This is a genomic window from Kosakonia sp. MH5 (assembly GCF_009935945.1).
Classification (GTDB): Bacteria; Pseudomonadota; Gammaproteobacteria; order Enterobacterales; family Enterobacteriaceae; genus Kosakonia; species Kosakonia radicincitans.
The window spans coordinates 130,194-145,205 of sequence record NZ_QODH01000004.1; the positions used below are offsets into that span (position 1 = coordinate 130,194).

The following is a 15,012-nucleotide window of genomic DNA, read 5'->3' on the forward strand; positions in this document are numbered from 1 at the left end:
GATAAGATGGAGCGCTGAGCCGTTATGGCTGTTTATTGAAAGGAAGAAGTCAATGCGCAATCTGGTTAAATATGTCGGTATTGGCCTGCTGGTCGTCGGGCTGGCTGCCTGTGATAACAGCGACAGCAAGAAGCCGGTTCAGGCCGCTTCAGCTGAAAGCAATGCAACAGGCCAGCCGGTAACGCTGCTTGACGGCAAGCTCAGCTTTTCGCTGCCGGCGGATATGACCGATCAGAGCGGCAAGCTGGGCACCCAGTCTAATAATATGCACGTTTACTCCGACGCCACCGGCCAGAAAGCGGTGATCGTTATCGTTGGCGACAATACGCAGGAAGATTTAGCGGCGCTGGCGAAACGTCTGGAAGATCAACAACGTGTCCGCGACCCGCAGTTGCAGGTTGTGACCAATAAAGCGATTGAGATCAAAGGCCAGACGCTGCAACAACTCGACAGCATTATCTCGGCCAAAGGTCAGACAGCCTGGTCTTCCGTGGTGCTGGGGAAAGTCGACAATAAACTGCTGACCTTGCAGGTCACGCTGCCGGCAGATAACCAGCAGCAGGCGCAAACCGCCGCAGAAAACATCATCAATACCATCGTGGTGAAATAATCACGCTGCGAGTGGTAAAAAGGGAACCTGCGGGTTCCCTTTTTTATTGCCGAATGGCACTGTCGGCCCGATAAACAGAGCGCTAGCGGGCAATCATCCCACCGACACCGGCTTTTGTTTTAATCGCCAGGCTAACAACAAGGCGATTGCCACCAGCCCTGCCGCCGCCAGATAAATCGACGACACGCCCGCCCATGCCATCAGCAACCCTGCCAGCGGACCGGTAATACCCAGCGATAAATCCATAAACACCGTATAGGTCGCCAGCGCGGAACCCTGGTTATTCTGCGGCACCGCTTTCACGGCTACGACGCCCAGCGCCGGGAACACCAGCGAGAAACCGGCGCCGGCAAGAAACACACCGAGTTTTGCCATCCATGGATCTACCGCCAGCCCCACCAGTACCAGACCGAGCGTTTCGACCACAAAACAGATCATCGATACATTCAGGCCGCCAAAACGGTTGATGCCATTCGGTATCAGCAAACGGGTGCCAACAAACGCACAGCTGAACAGCGTCAAGGCAAATGCCGCGCCGTCCCAGCCTTTGGCCGCGTAATAGAGCGTGATGAAGGTCGCTATCACGCCAAACCCTGCCGAACCCAGCGCCAGTGCCATGCCGTACGGCAAGACGCGCCCCAGCACAGCGCGAAACGGCAGTGGTTTGCCTTTGCTGGCCTTCACACTCGCCCGCGGTAATGCCAGCACAATCGCCAGCAACGCAATGCCCATAATGGCTAAAGACAAACCCTGTAACCCACCATAGCGGTAACAGAGTACGCCGAGCGGCGCACCCACCGCCATTGCGCCGTAGCTGGCAATGCCATTCCACGAGATCACGCGACCAATATGAATGGAACCGACAACGCCCACGCCCCACAGCGTCGCGCCGGTCCCGGCAAAGCTCTGGCCGATACCCAAAATCACACGCCCGAGGCCCAACAACACCAGGCTTAATATGCCAGGGCTGCTGCCCATTGCCGCCAGCAAGTAACTGAGACCGCTAAGAAAGGCACCGCACAGACCAAAGATAACGACCTTTTTCGGCCCCAATAAATCGGCATAGCGCCCGGCATGCGGTCGGCTGAGCAGCGTGGCGAAATATTGCAGGCTAATCACTAACCCGGCCCAGAAGGCGCTATAACCCATCACATCATGGACATAGCCAGGCAGCACCGCCAGCGGCAGTCCAATGGTGAGATAACTGGCAAAGTTAAAAATAACGACGGACAAAATCCGCAGATTGAGGCGCAATCCGCTAAGCGCCGGTTCAGCGGCATTTTCAGGCATGAAGTTTGACCCAGAGATTCACAACAGTGTTTCACTATTATCACGTCAGGGCGCAGAAATCAGCACCCACTTTAAGAATATCTCTGTCGGGCGAAGACGTTACGGGGCACTACACTTAACGGGCGTGATGACAAAAGGAATGCCGAATGACACAACCTCAACCGGACCAGGCAGGTCTTCATATTCTGTTAAAACTGGCAGCACTGGTGGTGATCCTCGCCGGGATCCACGCCGCCGCTGACATTATTGTGCAACTGCTGCTGGCGCTCTTTTTCGCCATCGTCCTTAACCCACTGGTGAGCTGGTTTATTCGCCGCGGCCTGAAACGCCCGGTCGCCATTGCAATTGTGGTGCTGGTGATGCTGATTTTCCTCACCGCACTGCTCGCGGTGCTTGCCGCATCGGTGAATGACTTTATGACCCTGCTGCCGAAATACAATCGCGAATTCACGCGCAAATTTCTCCAGTTGCAGGATGCTATGCCCTTCCTCCGGCTGCATATGTCGCCAGAGCGCATACTGCAACGCATGGACTCCGAGCGGTTAATGACTTTCGCAACGTCCATGGCGACTCAGCTATCGAACGCGATGGCCAGCATTGTGCTACTGGTGATGACCGTGGTGTTTATGCTGTTTGAAGTACGCCACGTTCCCTACAAAATGCGTTTTGCCCTTACCAACCCGCAGGTGCATATTGCCGGGCTGCACCGCGCGTTAAAAGGCGTCTCTCACTATCTGGCGCTGAAAACGCTGCTCAGCGTCTGGACCGGCCTGATTGTCTGGCTGGGGTTGGTGTTGCTGGATATTCAGTTTGCGTTAATGTGGGGCGTGCTGGCTTTTCTGCTCAACTATGTACCGAATATCGGCTCGGTGCTCTCCGCGATCCCACCGATGATTCAGGCGTTGCTGTTCAATGGCGCTTACGAATGCTTGCTGGTTGGCGCGCTGTTCCTGGTAGTACATATGGTGATTGGCAACATTCTTGAACCGCGCATGATGGGCCACCGTCTCGGGATGTCCACGCTGGTGGTGTTCCTGTCATTGTTGATTTGGGGATGGCTGCTCGGACCGATCGGTATGCTCCTGTCAGTACCGCTGACCAGTGTCTGTAAGATCTGGATGGAAACCACCACCGGTGGCAGCAAACTGGCGATTTTGCTGGGGCCAGGCAGACCGAAAAGCCGCCTGCCCGGGTAAAATGCCTACCAACGGGGAATTTTTATATCTGTAGTCTCAGTTGTTAATCTTGATAAAATAAAAGCGCCCATATTCTTATGGGCGCTTTTATTTTTAAATCCCGCATCAGATAAATCGCAAAATTTACCTTAAGATGAGATAATAAACATAACAAATATATAACGTAATTAAATAGCCAATTATTAATCAAGAAACTCAGCAGTCATCGGTTCAACTAACCATTTGGGTTCTCATGCCTTAATAAAAGCTACCGTTGCGCAAAACATAATGGTATTTTATGCTCGTTCTGTAAAAGCCATATGATTCCATCATAAAAATCAAGGCAGTATCATTTACCTTCAGAACAACATCATTATTTCGCCTTAGCTTACGATATTAAATGTGTCACCAATCTTATATTTATTTGATACGGAGTTCTCATGAAAAAGATTGTTCAATTACTGACTGCGATTGCTGTCGTAGGTGCGCTGACAGGCTGCGCGCGTACAACCAGCATTCATAATATTACCACTCCGGTCAGTGCGGGCCATTCTCAGGCGCAGGTTCGTGCTGCGATTCTGAAAGCGGGTCAACAACGCCAGTGGATCATGACCGATGCAGGCCCTGGCGTAATCAAAGGCCGCCTGCAAAGTCGCGACCATGTTGCAGAAATTCGCGTTAACTACTCGGCAAGCAGCTATTCAATTAACTACGAAAATAGCCTGAACCTGAAAGCCTCAGACGGTAAAATTCATAAGAATTACAACCGCTGGGTTAACAACCTCGACAAAGATATTCAGCTGAATTTGTCCACAGGCGCTGCGCTTTAATTATCATTCTGCCTAAAGTCGGACCGGGAACGGTCCGATAATCAATGTGCTCTTAATTAAGGTTATGCACACCATGTATGAACAGGATCCCTTCAGCGCGCTGGAAGCGATAGCTGAAGCGCAGCGTATTGCTTTTGCCCCAATGTTATTTCAGACCGCGGTCTGTTTGCGGAGATTTGGACTGCTGGAATTTCTGGATAAACAAGGAAAGCGGGGCGCCACTCTCGATGAAGTTGTCGAAGGTTGCGAGGCAGATGAGTATGCCGCCAGCGTGTTGCTCGACATGGCACTTAGCGGGCGAATTATCACCCAGAGTGAAGATCGTTTTTATATCGCGAAGGTTGGACATTTCCTGCTTCATGATCCGATGACGCGCGTGAATATGGATTTTTCCCAGGACGTTTGCTATCAGGGACTTTATTTCCTTGAAGACGCCTTAAGACACGGAAAACCCGCAGGGCTGCGCGTATTTGGCGAGTGGCCAACGATTTATCCGGCTTTATCGCAATTACCAAACCCGGCCCGGGATAGCTGGTTCGCTTTTGATCATTATTATTCCGATGCGGCATTTACAGCGGCGCTGCCACATATATTCGCCAGCCAGCCTGTAAGGCTGTACGATGTTGGCGGCAATACCGGGAAATGGGCGATGACTTGCTGCAAATATGATGCAAATGTCACAGTAACCTTATTAGATTTGCCTGAACAAATTGCACTGGCACAGAAAAATGTTGATGCCGCAGGCCTTTCCGCACGGATTCATTTCCATCCGGTCGATATGCTTAGCGAAGCACCACTACCCAGTGAAGCTGATATCTGGTGGATGAGTCAATTCCTGGATTGCTTTTCTCCCGAACAGATTGTTGGGATGTTAAATAAAATAGCTGGCGTCATGAAGCCGGGTGCCAGACTGTGTATCATGGAACTGTTCTGGGATGCGCAAAAATTTGATGCTGCCGCATTCAGCCTGAATGCAACCTCGCTGTATTTCACCTGTATGGCGAACGGTAACAGCCGTTTTTACAGTGCAGAGAATTTTCTGCGCTATCTGGAAATGGCCGGATTCAGCATTGAAAAACGCCTCGATAATCTCGGGGTTGGGCATACGTTATTGATATGTCATAAAAAATAAGACAGAGCGGCAACTGTGCCGCCGTGATGCCTGACGGGCATCAATGGAAAAACCGTTTTTCGCGGATACGCGTTGATGAAATTTGCACTGAATATTACGGATTGGCTGGCCAGAGCACCGGGTTTGAGCGAAACAACACAGTGGCAACAATGGTCGCTGAGTGGTGGCGCCATCGATCCTGCACTACCGCAGGCGAAACTGGCCGCGCTGCCGATGATGACCGCGCGCCGCCTCAGTTCTGGCAGTCGTCTGGCTGTCGAATGCGGTATGACGCTAATGCGTCAGCATGCGGTGGATGCCGTCGTGTTTAGCAGCCGTCACGGTGAACTGGAACGCAACTATCGCATCCTGCAAGCGCTGGCGAGCGGACTGGATATCTCTCCTACCGATTTTGCCATGTCAGTGCATAACTCCGCAGTGGGTAATCTCACCATCGCCATGGAACAGCCAATTGTTTCATCCTCCGTTTCAGCCGGGCTCGACACTTTCCAGCAGGGGCTGTGTGAAACGATTTGCTTCCTGCAGGCTGGCTATAAACGCGTGTTGATGGTGGATTTCGACGGCAATCTGCCGGCATTTTATCATCCAGAATTGCCTCCGGATATGCCCACCTGGGCCTATGCCGTTGCACTGGTTATCGAAGCAGGTGACGCCTTTCAGTGCGTCAGCGAAGTGGCAGAAGGGAATGGCGAACCCCGATTGCCGCAAAGCGTGCAGTTTTTACAGCATTATCTGCGTAATGAATCTGCTTTCAGCATTACCGGAGAGCGTCTTAACTGGCGCTGGAGCCGCGCATGAGCCGTCTCAACTGGCTGTGGCGCTTACTCATGACCGGGCTGTGCTTTGCGCTGTTCGGCATCGGTGGTCTGCTGCTGTCGTTAGTCTGGTTTAATCTGCTGATCGTCGTTGTGCGTAACAAAGCAAAGCGGCGTATGTTGGCGCGCCGCAGCATTGCCGCCAGTTTCCGCCTGTTTTTAAACACTGCAAAGTTTACTGGCGCGCTGGATTATCGTATTGAGGGAATTGAAGCCCTGCGCAGCGAACGCGGTTGTCTGGTCATTGCGAATCACCCGACATTGATCGATTACGTTTTACTGGCCTCTGTGATGCCGGAAACTGACTGCCTGGTCAAAAGCGCGCTGCTCAACAACCCCTTCGTTAGCGGTGTCATTAAGGCAGCGGATTATTTGATCAACAGCCAGGCAGACACACTGTTGTCCGCCTGCGAACAACGTCTTCGACAAGGCGAAACCATATTAATTTTCCCGGAAGGCACGCGTACACGGCCCGGCGAAAAAATGACACTGCAACGTGGCGCCGCAAACATCGCCGTGCGCTGCGGTTGTGATTTACGCATCGTGGTTATCCACTGTAGTGAACATCTGCTGGACAAACACAGCCGATGGTATGACGTCCCACCACGCAAGCCGCTCTTTACCGTTAAAGTGCGGGAACGCGTGGCAATAAAACAATTTTATGATGCGGAATCGCAAGAACCGGCGCTGGCGGCAAGACAGCTTAACCGGCATCTTCTGCGTCAATTAACATCAGGTTTTGCACTTTTTTAGGAACGGATGATGCAACAGCTCTATCTTGAAATTAAAAATCTTATTATCAGCACATTGAATCTGGATGAACTCAGCGCCGATGACATCGAAACCGAGAGTGCGCTCTTCGGCGATGGGCTGGGACTGGACTCCATCGATGCGCTCGAACTGGGTCTGGCGATCAAAAATCAATACGCGGTGGTACTTTCAGCGGAAAGCGAAGAGATGCGCCAGCATTTCTACTCTGTCGCCACGCTGGCATCTTTTATCCAGTCCCAACGCGCATAAAACGGATTCGCTATGACCGAGAAAAACGAAATTTATCAGGAAGTTTCTGCACTTCTTATCAAGCTGTTTGAAATCGACCCGCAGGATATCTCTCCCGATGCCCGTCTGTACGAAGATCTGGAGCTCGACAGCATTGATGCCGTCGACATGATTGTGCATCTACAGAAAAAGACCGGTAAGAAAATCAAACCGGAAGAGTTCAAAGCCGTGCGCACCGTACAGGATGTTGTCGATGCCGTAGAACGTCTTCTGCGCGAAGAATAAGCCACCGTGTCTGGATCTCGTCTGGAAACGGGACTGAAGCTGATCGCCGCGTTATTGATGCTCTGCTGGCCCTTTGTGGTCTGGTTCGGCCTTGCGCATAACAGTCTGCACTGGTTGCTCCCTTTGATGGCCGTCATGCTGCTTTTCCGTTTGCGGCAAGCCCGACAAGCACTGGCGCCGATGCGCTTTGTTACGCGCAGCGTGGCGCTGACCGGTATCGCGTTGTGCGCAACAAGCTGGCTGCTAAAAACGCATCAGCTCTTGCTCTATTACCCGGTGACCGTCAGCCTCATCATGTTGTTGGTATTTGGCTGTTCACTGTGGAGCAAAATGCCGCTGGTTGAGCGTCTGGCGCGCCTGCGCACACCTGATCTTCCTGAGTCAGCCGTACGCTATACCCGCCGCGTCACGCAAGTCTGGTGTGTTTTTTTCATGTTGAACGGTGGGATCGCGCTGTTTACGGCGCTGTATGGCGATATGCGTCTGTGGACGCTCTGGAATGGCATGATCTCCTACCTACTGATGGGTTTACTGATGGCCGGTGAATGGCTGATACGCCGCCAGTTGATTAAACGAGAGATGCAATGAAGACTCTTCCCTTCACCGCCTGGCTAAGCTATTCGCGGGCCAATGACACGCCTGTCGCCTGGCTTGGCGACAGGACGTGGACGCTGGAAGACCTGCGCCACGATGTCGCTCAGCTTATGGTATGGCTACAGAAGCACGATGAGGAACGCTGGGCGCTGTGCTTTGAAAACAGCTACCTGTTTATCGTTGCGCTACTGGGCACGCTGCATGCCGGAAAAATCCCGGTGATCCCCGGACACTGCCGGGAATCGCTGCTGGCTGAGCAAAAATCACTCTTTCAGGGCGTCCTGAGCGATCACGCTTTACGCTGGGATGGCCCACATTCGGTGGTGAAGGCAAACACGATACACACAGCGCAAACATACGCATTTCCGCCACTTCGTGAAGGGGCATTTATCGAGCTGTTTACTTCAGGCTCGACCGGACAACCGCGCCGTGTCATCAAACCTGTAGCCTGCCTCGATCGCGAAGCGACGATCCTGGCCGCGCGTTTTGGTGACAAGCTGGCGGGCTGTCGTGTCGTCGCGTCGGTCGTGCCACAACATTTATACGGGCTGACATTCCGCATCTTCCTGCCCATGTCGCTCGGGCTGCAGCTACATGCCGCAATGCTCTATTACGCCGAGCAATTGGCCGCGCTGGAAAGCCATCATCGCTATGCGTTTATCAGCAGTCCCGCCTTCTTAAAACGCCTTGATCCCAGGCTAACGCCGCCGCCGGTAACCATCATTCTCTCGGCTGGCGGCATGCTGCCATGGTCAGATGTTCAGGAGACCGCCGCCTGGTGCGGTATTCAACCGGACGAGATTTATGGCAGCACGGAAACGGGAATTCTGGCCTGGCGGCACCGCCAGCAGGATATGATCCCGTGGCAACCTTTCCCGGGCGTCACGATTGTGCCGGAAGGCGACGCATTTCGCGCGCATTCACCGATTATTCACGAACCGGACGGTCTGTTGCTTGACGATATCCTGATCCTCGATGGCAGCGGGACGTTCCACATCGCCGGGCGTCGTGGGCGCGTCGTTAAAATCGAAGAAAAGCGCATCTCACTCAGCGAAATAGAAAAACGTGTACTTGCGCTTGAGGGGATTCGGGAAGCGGCAGCACTCCCCATCTCCCGTGGCGGGCGTCAGGGCGTTGGAGTGCTACTGGTGCTGGAAGAAGAAGCACGCCGCCAGTGGCTTAATTGCGACAGCAAAGCAATGGAACTCGCCTGGCGAAGGGCGCTGATTCCGTGGCTGGAGCCGGTGGCAGTGCCGCGCTACTGGCGCATCCTGGAGGAAATTCCCGTCAACAGTATGAACAAGCGTGTTTATGCGCAACTACAGGAGTTATTTCATGAAACCTCATGAAGTTGAACGCCGCCAGGTGTCGCCCGCTCACGCAGAAATCGACATCCAATTGGAGAAGGATCTGTTCTGGTTCCGCGGTCATTTCGCGGTTCAGCCGCTGCTACCCGGCGTGGCACAGCTCGACTGGGTGATGCATTATGTGGCGCTGATGCTCGCGCCCGGCTACCGTTTCCACAGTATTCAAAACGTCAAATTTCAGGCACCGCTACTGCCGGGAAATAGAGTCACGCTGATACTCGACTGGCAGGAACAGAAGCAGCAACTGAGCTTTAGCTACCAGCGCCATGTGGGCGAAGAACGCCATACCTGTAGCAGCGGGAAGATTCGCTTATGTCAGTGACATTTAACCCGTGTGTGGTCATTCCTTGCTATAACCACGGCGCAATGATGGCGCGCGTGATTGAACGTCTGCAACCGACAGGTCTGCACTGCTTTATCGTCGATGATGGTAGCGATGATGCGACACGTCAGGTACTGGAAACGCTGGCCAAAGAGCATGAAACACTGACTCTGACGCGTCTGGCGCAAAACGCCGGTAAAGGCGAGGCGGTGATTCGTGGTTTACAACACGCTGCCCGCGCGGGTTTTACCCACGCTATACAGGTGGATGCCGACGGGCAGCATGCGATTGAAGACATTCCCAAACTGCTGGAGCTGGCCAGACAGCACCCGCAAGCGCTGATTTCCGGCCAGCCTATTTATGATGACTCCATTCCCCGTTCGCGGCGTTATGGCCGTTGGGTCACGCACGTGTGGGTATGGATAGAAACGCTGTCTTTGCAATTGAAAGACAGCATGTGCGGTTTTCGCGTCTACCCCATCGCCTCAACACTACATCTTGCGGAACGCGTTACGCTGGGCAAGCGTATGGATTTCGACACTGAAGTGATGGTTCGCCTCTACTGGCAGGGAACGCCCAGCTACTTTGTCCCGACACGCGTGACTTATCCGCAGGACGGACTCTCTCATTTTGACGCGCTTAAAGACAATGTCCGCATTTCGCTGATGCATACCCGACTCTTCTTCGGCATGCTGCCGCGCATTCCTTCGTTACTGTTTCGCCGCTCCGGTTCGCACTGGGCTCAGCAGCAGGAGAGGAAAGGATTATGGGGAATGCGCTTTATGCTGCTGGTCTGGAGAGTACTTGGACGACGCGCATTCTCACTGTTGCTCTATCCGGTTGTTGCCGTCTATTGGATTAGCGCGGGTAACGCACGTCGGTCATCGCAGCTCTGGCTGGCGCGCGTATCCACCACCCTGGCGCTGCGTGGACTAACAGCACCAGCAAAACTCAGCAGCTATCGCCACTTTCTGCGTTTTGCCGAAGCCATGCTGGATAAAGTGGCAGGCTGGCGCGGCGAGCTCCAGTTAGGTCGCGACGTTGAATTTGCACCCGGCACTGAAGCAGCGATGGAGCTGGACGATAACAAAGGCAAGCTGTTGCTGGCGTCACATTTGGGCGACGTCGAAGCCTGTCGTGCGTTGGCGCAGCTACATAACAGCAAAGTGATCAATGCGCTGGTGTTCCATGAGAACGCACAACGCTTTAAACAGATCATGCAGGAGATGGCTCCCGAAGCCGGAGTGCACCTGATCCCGGTAACGCATATCGGCCCGGACACCGCCATGCTGCTGAAAGATAAGCTCGATAAAGGCGAATGGGTGGCTATTGTCGGCGATCGTATTGCCGTTAATCCACAGCGCGGTGGCGACTGGCGGGTATGCTGGAGCACTTTTATGGGCCACGCCGCACCCTTCCCACAGGGGCCGTTTATTCTGGCGGCGGCGCTGCGTTGCCCTGTGCTGTTAATGTTTGCCCTGCGTCAGAACGGCAAATTACGTCTGCATTGCGAACACTTTGCCGATCCACTGCCCATGCCACGCGCAACCCGGCAAGCGGCGCTGCGTGCTGCCGTCGATAACTATGCTTCACGCCTTGAGCACTACGCCCTGCAATCACCACTCGACTGGTTTAACTTTTTTGATTTCTGGCGGTTGCCCGACCACGTACCGCAAGCCATGGATAAGGAGTAAAGGTGTTAAACGATCCCCGTTTTACCGCCGAGGTTGCGCTGAGCGTTCCCTTTCATGACGTCGATATGATGGGCGTTGTGTGGCATGGAAACTATTTTCGTTACTTTGAAATAGCGCGCGAGGCGCTACTGAATCAATTTGATTACGGCTACCGCCAGATGAAAGCCTCGGGCTATTTGTGGCCGGTCGTGGATACGCGGGTGAAATACCGCGATGTACTGACATTTGAACAGCATTTCCGCGTGCGCGCCCGAATCGAAGAGTTCGAAAATCGCCTGAAAATCGCTTACGAAATCTTCGACGCCGCCAGCGGCAAACGCACCACCACCGGTTACACCATTCAGGTGGCGGTTGAGGAGAAAAGCAGGGAAATGTGCTTTGTCAGCCCGGCCATTCTGTTTGAACGTATGGGAGTAACACCATGAAATACTGGCCTCTGCTGGTGCTGTTTTTCGCCCCATTCGGCAATGCAGTGACGCTGGAGGAGTTGCAGCAGCGCTTTACCCAGCAACCCGTAGTACGTGCGCATTTTACCCAAACCCGAACCATCAAAGATCTGCCGCAGCCGTTGCGATCGCAGGGCGAGATGCTGATCGCCCGGGAGCAGGGATTATTATGGGATCAAACCACGCCGTTCCCGATGGCGCTGATGCTGGATGACTCGCGGATGGTGCAAATCATTAACGGTCAGCCACCACAGGTGATCACCGCGCAGAACAATCCGCAAATGTTCCAGTTTAACCATCTTCTGCGGGCGCTGTTTCAGGCCGATCGCAGGGTACTTGAGCAGAACTTCCGCATCGATTTTAAAGATGCAGGGACAGGTCGCTGGACATTGAAGCTGACGCCGATCACCACGCCGCTGGATAAAATTTTCGCCTCCATCGACCTGGCCGGGGAGCAGTATCTCGACAGCATTCGCCTGAATGATAAACAGGGCGATCTCACCGATATCGCTTTCTCCCAACACCGACTCACGCCCACGACGCTGACCGATGACGAACGCCAACGTTTTGCCACACACTAACTCCCCGCGCCCGGCACTGCTCTGGAGTGCCGTATGTCTGGTTCTGCTGGGCATATTGCTGGTACTGCTTCCCAAAGCGCGAATGAACAGCAGCGTGCTGGCAATGCTACCAACACAGACTATGGGCGCGCTGCCCACGGCATTGAATGACGGTTTTATGCAGCGCCTCGATAAACAGCTGGTCTGGCTGGTCAGCCCCGGTAAACAAGCCAGCCCCGAAGCGGCGCAATACTGGCTGACGCTGTTGCGTCAATCGCAGGCCGTTAATCATCTGAAAGGCGCGATGGATGCAGAGAGTCAGCAAGCGTGGGGAGCATTTTTTTGGCAGCACCGTAACGCGTTGCTCGACAGCGCAACCCGCGCACGTCTACAAAACGGCGGCGAGGCGCAGGCGCAATGGGTGCTGACTCAGCTCTACTCGGCCTTTTCCGGTGTATCAGGTAAAGAGCTACAAAACGATCCGTTGATGTTGATGCGCGGTGCGCAATTGGCAATGGCGCAAAATACGCAGCGACTGCGGCTGATGGATGGGTGGTTAGTCACACAGGACAATGAAGGCAATTACTGGTATCTGCTCCATGGCGAGCTGGCAGGCTCCTCCTTTGATATGCAGCAAACGCACCAGTTTGTGACCACGCTCGGCTCGCTGGAAAAGCGGTTGAAGACGCACTTCCCGCAGGCGCAACTGCTGTCTCGCGGCACCGTATTCTATAGCGATTACGCAAGCCAGCAGGCAAAACGCGATATTTCGACGCTGGGGATCGCGACGATCGTCGGCGTGATGCTGCTGATTGTTGCCGTGTTCCGCTCTCTGCGCCCACTGATGTTATGCCTGATTTCTATCGCTATTGGCGCGCTGGCAGGAACGGTAGTCACACTATTGATATTCGGCGAATTGCACCTGATGACGCTGGTGATGAGCATGAGCATCATCGGTATCTCTGCGGATTATACGCTCTACTATCTGACCGAACGCATGGTGCACGGCGCAGACGCGTCGCCATGGCAAAGCCTTACCAAAGTGCGCAATGCGTTGCTGCTGGCGCTGGTAACGACAGTTGTGGCGTATCTGATCATGATGTTGGCGCCGTTCCCTGGCATTCGCCAGATGGCAATTTTCGCCGCCACCGGTCTTAGCGCCTCCTGCCTGACCGTTATTTTCTGGCACCCCTGGCTGTGCCGTGGTTTGCCGGTGCGCCCCGTTCCGGCAATGACCTTGTTACTGCGCTGGCTGGCCGCCTGGCGGCGCAATAAAAAACTGTCAGTGGGATTACCGGTGCTGCTCGCGCTGCTCTCGCTTGCCGGGCTGGCGACATTGCGTATCAATGACGATATCAGCCAGTTGCAGGCATTGCCGCAGGATATTCTTACCCAGGAGAAGGCCATTACTTCGCTGACCGGACAGAGCGTCGACCAGAAATGGTTTGTCATCTACGGCCAGACGCCTCAGCAAACGCTGGAACGGCTGGAGTCCTTTATTCCGCAACTGGAACATGCCCGGGAGAAGGGGACAATTTCAGGTTTTCGTTACGTTCCCGTCAATTCGCTTGCGCGCCAGCAACAGGATCTAAGGTTACTCAAAAATGCGACCCCTACCGTTGCACAAACCTTGCAGAATGCTGGATTGCAGGCGGTTACACCCGATCTCAGCCCAATGACGGTCACGGTCGAGGAGTGGCTGGCCAGTCCGGCCAGTGAAGGCTGGCGTTTGCTATGGCTGACCCTGCCTGACGGGCAAAGCGGCGTACTGGTTCCCATTGATGGCGTAAAAGACAGCGCAGCGCTAAGCACATTGGCAGAGGCTAAAGCGGGCATCGCATGGGTGGATCGGAAAAGTGCTTTCGATACGCTTTTCGCGTTCTACCGTCTGGTCCTGACCGGGCTGCTCTTTGTCGCGCTGGCGGTCATTGCGGCCGGTGCAGTACTCCGCCTGGGCTGGAAAAAAGGGCTTATCAGCCTGGTGCCCTCAATTCTGTCGCTCGGATGTGGGCTGGCCGCGTTGTCGCTCAGTGGCCATTCGCTCAACCTGTTCTCCCTGCTGGCGTTGGTACTGGTGCTGGGGATTGGAATTAACTACACGCTATTTTTTAGTAATCCTCGCGGCACGCCACTCACATCCCTGCTGGCGATCGCGCTGGCGATGGCCACGACACTTCTCACTCTGGGTATGCTGGTCTTCAGCGCTACTCAGGCGATTAGCAGTTTCGGTATTGTGCTGGTAAGCGGCATCTTTACCGCCTTTTTGCTTTCACCGCTCGCAATGCCGGGTAAAAAAGAGAGAAAACGATGATCCGCACCCTCTGGACTGGCGTGGCACTGGCCACTGCCCTGCTGCTCACCGGATGCAGTCACACAACGCGCTCCTCCGACAGCGCCCGCCCGCAAGCATGGCTGGAACCGGGCACACGTATTACCTTGCCTGCGCCGGGCATTACTCCGGCGGTCAATTCCCAGCAGCTACTCACCGGCAGCTTTAACGGGCAAACACAGTCCCTGCTGGTGATGATGACTGCAGACGATAAAAAAATTACGCTTGCCGGGCTCTCTTCCGTGGGCATTCGTCTGTTTCTCGTGACGTATGACGAGCGTGGCATTCATACCGAGCAATCCATCGTCGTACCGCAATTACCACCGGCAAACCAGGTCCTGGCCGACGTGATGATCAGCCACTGGCCTATCGCTGTCTGGCAGCAGCAGCTCCCAAAAGGCTGGACGCTAACTGACACAGGTGACAAACGCGAGCTGCGCAATGCGCGCGGGAAGCTGGTGACGGAAATCACTTATTTACAGCGCAAGGGCAAGCGCGAACCGATTAGCATTGAGCAGCATGTTTTTAAATACCACATCACCATTCAATATCTGGGTGACTGAG

At 54.2% G+C, this 15,012-nt stretch carries 17 protein-coding genes; 16 read left to right on the top strand and 1 reads right to left on the bottom strand.

Annotation, left to right across the window (positions count from 1 at the left end):
- Nucleotides 1-52 precede the first annotated feature (52 nt).
- Nucleotides 53-610: a DcrB family lipoprotein gene (locus tag DK872_RS12880; protein WP_007369682.1), complete on the top strand. Its 558-nt coding sequence runs from the start codon at nucleotides 53-55 to the stop codon at nucleotides 608-610.
- 93 nt (nucleotides 611-703) lie between these two features.
- Here DK872_RS12880 and DK872_RS12885 read toward each other — a convergent pair whose 3' ends face one another.
- Nucleotides 704-1,900: an MFS transporter gene (locus DK872_RS12885; protein ID WP_007369681.1), complete on the bottom strand. Its 1,197-nt coding sequence runs from the start codon at nucleotides 1,898-1,900 to the stop codon at nucleotides 704-706.
- 146 nt (nucleotides 1,901-2,046) lie between these two features.
- Here DK872_RS12885 and DK872_RS12890 point away from each other — a divergent pair, with 146 nt between their 5' ends.
- From DK872_RS12890 to DK872_RS12960, 15 genes are all read left to right on the top strand, one after another.
- Nucleotides 2,047-3,096 carry an AI-2E family transporter gene (locus tag DK872_RS12890; protein ID WP_007369680.1) on the top strand — a complete coding sequence of 350 codons (1,050 nt, stop codon included), beginning with the start codon at nucleotides 2,047-2,049 and terminating at the stop codon, nucleotides 3,094-3,096.
- 419 nt (nucleotides 3,097-3,515) lie between these two features.
- Nucleotides 3,516-3,905, top strand: a complete 390-nt coding sequence (locus DK872_RS12895; RefSeq protein WP_007369679.1) for a hypothetical protein — start codon at nucleotides 3,516-3,518, stop codon at nucleotides 3,903-3,905.
- 73 nt (nucleotides 3,906-3,978) lie between these two features.
- The gene (locus tag DK872_RS12900) at nucleotides 3,979-5,037 is read left to right on the top strand and encodes a methyltransferase (RefSeq protein ID WP_007369678.1); all 1,059 of its coding nucleotides are present in this window, start codon (nucleotides 3,979-3,981) and stop codon (nucleotides 5,035-5,037) included.
- A 75-nt stretch (nucleotides 5,038-5,112) separates the two neighbouring features.
- Nucleotides 5,113-5,835: a beta-ketoacyl synthase chain length factor gene (locus DK872_RS12905; RefSeq protein ID WP_149288194.1), complete on the top strand. Its 723-nt coding sequence runs from the start codon at nucleotides 5,113-5,115 to the stop codon at nucleotides 5,833-5,835.
- Entirely contained in the window at nucleotides 5,832-6,605 is a 774-nt protein-coding gene (locus DK872_RS12910; protein WP_139201283.1) for a 1-acyl-sn-glycerol-3-phosphate acyltransferase, read from the top strand. The genes DK872_RS12905 and DK872_RS12910 overlap by 4 nt, the downstream gene beginning before the upstream one ends.
- 9 nt (nucleotides 6,606-6,614) lie before the next feature.
- Nucleotides 6,615-6,872 (top strand): phosphopantetheine-binding protein, encoded by a 258-nt coding sequence (locus DK872_RS12915; protein WP_007369675.1) that lies wholly within the window; start codon nucleotides 6,615-6,617, stop codon nucleotides 6,870-6,872.
- Between the two features lie 12 nt (nucleotides 6,873-6,884).
- Entirely contained in the window at nucleotides 6,885-7,136 is a 252-nt protein-coding gene (locus DK872_RS12920; RefSeq protein WP_161518417.1) for an acyl carrier protein, read from the top strand.
- A 6-nt stretch (nucleotides 7,137-7,142) separates the two neighbouring features.
- On the top strand, nucleotides 7,143-7,724 hold the full coding sequence (locus tag DK872_RS12925) for a hypothetical protein (protein ID WP_370520905.1): 582 nt from the start codon (nucleotides 7,143-7,145) through the stop codon (nucleotides 7,722-7,724).
- Nucleotides 7,721-9,079 carry an AMP-binding protein gene (locus DK872_RS12930; RefSeq protein ID WP_007369672.1) on the top strand — a complete coding sequence of 453 codons (1,359 nt, stop codon included), beginning with the start codon at nucleotides 7,721-7,723 and terminating at the stop codon, nucleotides 9,077-9,079. Before DK872_RS12925 ends, DK872_RS12930 begins: the two co-directional genes overlap by 4 nt.
- Entirely contained in the window at nucleotides 9,066-9,419 is a 354-nt protein-coding gene (locus DK872_RS12935) for a hydroxymyristoyl-ACP dehydratase (protein WP_007369671.1), read from the top strand. Before DK872_RS12930 ends, DK872_RS12935 begins: the two co-directional genes overlap by 14 nt.
- Nucleotides 9,410-11,113 (top strand): glycosyltransferase, encoded by a 1,704-nt coding sequence (locus DK872_RS12940; protein WP_072439560.1) that lies wholly within the window; start codon nucleotides 9,410-9,412, stop codon nucleotides 11,111-11,113. The genes DK872_RS12935 and DK872_RS12940 overlap by 10 nt, the downstream gene beginning before the upstream one ends.
- 2 nt (nucleotides 11,114-11,115) lie before the next feature.
- The gene (locus DK872_RS12945) at nucleotides 11,116-11,538 is read left to right on the top strand and encodes a thioesterase family protein (protein WP_043956231.1); all 423 of its coding nucleotides are present in this window, start codon (nucleotides 11,116-11,118) and stop codon (nucleotides 11,536-11,538) included.
- Entirely contained in the window at nucleotides 11,535-12,140 is a 606-nt protein-coding gene (locus DK872_RS12950; RefSeq protein WP_007369668.1) for an outer membrane lipoprotein carrier protein LolA, read from the top strand. The genes DK872_RS12945 and DK872_RS12950 overlap by 4 nt, the downstream gene beginning before the upstream one ends.
- On the top strand, nucleotides 12,109-14,430 hold the full coding sequence (locus DK872_RS12955) for an MMPL family transporter (RefSeq protein ID WP_161518418.1): 2,322 nt from the start codon (nucleotides 12,109-12,111) through the stop codon (nucleotides 14,428-14,430). The genes DK872_RS12950 and DK872_RS12955 overlap by 32 nt, the downstream gene beginning before the upstream one ends.
- Nucleotides 14,427-15,011, top strand: a complete 585-nt coding sequence (locus DK872_RS12960) for a DUF3261 domain-containing protein (protein WP_007369666.1) — start codon at nucleotides 14,427-14,429, stop codon at nucleotides 15,009-15,011. The genes DK872_RS12955 and DK872_RS12960 overlap by 4 nt, the downstream gene beginning before the upstream one ends.
- Nucleotide 15,012 lies beyond the last annotated feature (1 nt).

Coding starts and splice junctions, on each gene's coding strand:
- DK872_RS12885 (WP_007369681.1), bottom strand. CDS start 1,900: ATGCCTGAAAATGCCGCTGAACCGGCGCTTAGCGGATTGCGCCTCAAT.
- DK872_RS12955 (WP_161518418.1), top strand. CDS start 12,109: ATGACGAACGCCAACGTTTTGCCACACACTAACTCCCCGCGCCCGGCA.
- DK872_RS12940 (WP_072439560.1), top strand. CDS start 9,410: ATGTCAGTGACATTTAACCCGTGTGTGGTCATTCCTTGCTATAACCAC.
- DK872_RS12895 (WP_007369679.1), top strand. CDS start 3,516: ATGAAAAAGATTGTTCAATTACTGACTGCGATTGCTGTCGTAGGTGCG.
- DK872_RS12935 (WP_007369671.1), top strand. CDS start 9,066: ATGAAACCTCATGAAGTTGAACGCCGCCAGGTGTCGCCCGCTCACGCA.
- DK872_RS12900 (WP_007369678.1), top strand. CDS start 3,979: ATGTATGAACAGGATCCCTTCAGCGCGCTGGAAGCGATAGCTGAAGCG.
- DK872_RS12915 (WP_007369675.1), top strand. CDS start 6,615: ATGCAACAGCTCTATCTTGAAATTAAAAATCTTATTATCAGCACATTG.
- DK872_RS12920 (WP_161518417.1), top strand. CDS start 6,885: ATGACCGAGAAAAACGAAATTTATCAGGAAGTTTCTGCACTTCTTATC.
- DK872_RS12960 (WP_007369666.1), top strand. CDS start 14,427: ATGATCCGCACCCTCTGGACTGGCGTGGCACTGGCCACTGCCCTGCTG.
- DK872_RS12910 (WP_139201283.1), top strand. CDS start 5,832: ATGAGCCGTCTCAACTGGCTGTGGCGCTTACTCATGACCGGGCTGTGC.
- DK872_RS12930 (WP_007369672.1), top strand. CDS start 7,721: ATGAAGACTCTTCCCTTCACCGCCTGGCTAAGCTATTCGCGGGCCAAT.
- DK872_RS12905 (WP_149288194.1), top strand. CDS start 5,113: ATGAAATTTGCACTGAATATTACGGATTGGCTGGCCAGAGCACCGGGT.
- DK872_RS12890 (WP_007369680.1), top strand. CDS start 2,047: ATGACACAACCTCAACCGGACCAGGCAGGTCTTCATATTCTGTTAAAA.
- DK872_RS12950 (WP_007369668.1), top strand. CDS start 11,535: ATGAAATACTGGCCTCTGCTGGTGCTGTTTTTCGCCCCATTCGGCAAT.
- DK872_RS12880 (WP_007369682.1), top strand. CDS start 53: ATGCGCAATCTGGTTAAATATGTCGGTATTGGCCTGCTGGTCGTCGGG.